Genomic DNA, 2,448 nt, shown 5'->3' on the forward strand with positions numbered 1-2,448 from the left:
CGCTCATTTTTTTACGGTTTTATTAGTAAGCCCCTAAATAAATAGCAAATGATTTATGTATTTGTTAAAACTTCAAGAAGGAGATAGTAACACCTAAGGTTAAATGCTAGAAATGTTTATAATTAGCATAAAGTTGAGTACGAAAAGAGGAAATGCTGATTGACGACTTTCTAAAAGTTATATTATGAAACCAATGGATTAGCCGTGAAATTTAATTTTTGATGGCAAAGATGGATACAATAATTGTTTAAAGACATACAAACGATCAGGAAGTAACTTCTAAAATGTTTAAAGCTGTTATTTCTTGTCAGAATTCGAATTATTTTATTTCTGTTTTTTTTTAATTACAATTTTTTTTAAAACTGAATAAAAAGGGAAAGGCTGCTTGTAATGAGCAGCCTTTCCTGTTATAATTATTTAAATAAATTTCAAAATAAAAAATTCCAAATTCCAAATTATGAATTCATTGGAATTTGGAATTTATAAATATTGGAATTTTAAGAAATATTAATCTTCTTTTGCAAGATAGATTCCGTCTTCTTTGATTTCAATAAGTTTCTCTTTATACAAAGCTCCAATTGCCTTCTTAAAAGTCTTTTTACTCATTTTAAGAACTGTTTTGATATCTTCAGGGTGAGAATTGTCATTTAAACGTAAAAAACCACGATTTGCTCTCAATTCATCCAGGATTTTTTCTGCATTTGGCTCAATACTTTGATATCCTTGTATTTGCAGGGAAACATCAATTTTGTTATCAGGGCGAATATTTTTAATATATCCGCGCATTCTGTCTCCTGTTCTTATGCTGTCATCGTAAACTTCATCTTTATATAAGAGTCCTTTATGCTGTTCATTGATGATAACGTTGATTCCTATTTCTGTGATATGAGAAACAATCAAATCTACTTCTTCGCCTTTTTCGACAGTCAGTTTTTCGTTACTCAAAAACTGATTTGTTTTACTTGAAGCAACAAGCCTGTTTGTTTTTTCATCCTCATAAAGATAAACGAGGTAACGTTTTCCTTTTTCCATCGGACGGGCCTGCTCTTTGAACGGAACAAGAATGTCTTTTTCCATTCCCCAATCCATAAAAGCCCCTACCTGATTTATATAATTAACTCTCAGCAAAGCAAATTCGTTTAGTAAAATATAAGGTTCAAGCGTAGTGGCAACCGGGCGTTGTTCGTGATCTAAGTAAACAAAAACAATAAGCTCTTCGCCTATTTCAAATTCATTCGGAACATATTTGTTTGGTAATAAAACATCGTGAATTCCTTCCGGGTCTTTTTCAGGATTTCCTAAAAAGAGACCAACTTTGGTGTCACGTAATATAGTAAGTGTATTGTATTTTCCTATTTTAAGCATTTTTCATTAAAGTTCTAAGCTGATCAACAACTAAGTTTCTAGGCTACAAATGTACGAAGTTTGAAAATGGTATACATAAAAAATGTTTTACAAAAAAAAACGCCCCAAAATCAGGGCGTTTTTATATGATTTAAAAATTCTTATTTATAAACACTTTGTTTTTTAAAGTGAAGTGTCAGAAGATAATACACCACAGCTCTGTATTTATTTTTGTTCGATTTTCCGTATTTTTCCATTACAGCATCGATACCTTCATCCAAAGCAGGGCTATCCTTTAATCCTAACTTCTTTATCAGGAAATTATTTTTGACCGTTTCAAGCTCTGACTCCTGAGATCCTGCAACTGTAGAGGCATCCTGGTTATAAATAGAGGGCCCGCATCCGATTGTAACTTTAGTTAATAAATCCATGTCCGGTTTTACTCCGCATTTTTGTTCTAAATCTTCAGCATACTTTTTAATTAACTCTTCTCTTGTACTCATAAAAATTTTAATTTATCGGTTAGTATTCTATTTTGAATAACCAAAGTTAAAATATAAGTTGAAAAAAAGATTAATTTTAACACTATTTAACTTACAATAAGTTTAATTCTTTAAAGTATTTTTTAAGTATCACGTCATTTTCTAAAGTTGGTGTAAACACTTCCAAAATCACAGGCTTATCGTTCTCATTAAGTAATGATGTAATATTTTGATCCAGCGAATCCAGATCAGATGCTGTAAAATAATTAATATTATACATTTTTGCCAGATGTTCAGCTGTCAAATGGTGCGAAGTTTCAAAATAGGTATTAAAAACCGGTTTCTCTTCATGACCGGGCAAAATTCTAAAAATTCCCCCTCCTCCATTATTGATCAGAATAATTTTGAAATTTTTAGGAATATAAGAATTCCACAAGGCATTACTATCATACAAAAAGCTGATATCGCCGGTAATAAAAATGTTTTGTTTTCCGCTTCCGACAGCTGCTCCGATGGCCGTAGAAGTACTTCCGTCAATTCCGCTTGTTCCCCTGTTGCAAAAAACTTCTATAGAATTATCAATATCAATTAATTGCGCATATCGAATAGCAGAACTGTTGCT

Annotated in this window: 3 protein-coding genes; all 3 read right to left on the reverse strand. The window is 31.5% G+C overall.

Annotation, left to right across the window (positions count from 1 at the left end; translation table 11 throughout):
- Positions 1-507: 507 nt before the first annotated feature.
- Entirely contained in the window at positions 508-1,365 is an 858-nt protein-coding gene (locus DCO46_RS22475; RefSeq protein ID WP_116754691.1) for a S1 RNA-binding domain-containing protein, read from the reverse strand.
- Between the two features lie 140 nt (positions 1,366-1,505).
- Complete coding sequence (locus DCO46_RS22480; protein WP_116754692.1) at positions 1,506-1,847, reverse strand: DUF2853 family protein; 342 nt, start codon at positions 1,845-1,847, stop codon at positions 1,506-1,508.
- A gap of 91 nt (positions 1,848-1,938) precedes the next feature.
- On the reverse strand, positions 1,939-2,448 hold a 510-nt coding region (locus DCO46_RS22485), incomplete at its 5' end, for a thiamine pyrophosphate-binding protein (RefSeq protein WP_243416389.1).

This window comes from Flavobacterium sp. HTF (assembly GCF_003105115.1).
Lineage (GTDB): Bacteria > Bacteroidota > Bacteroidia > Flavobacteriales > Flavobacteriaceae > Flavobacterium.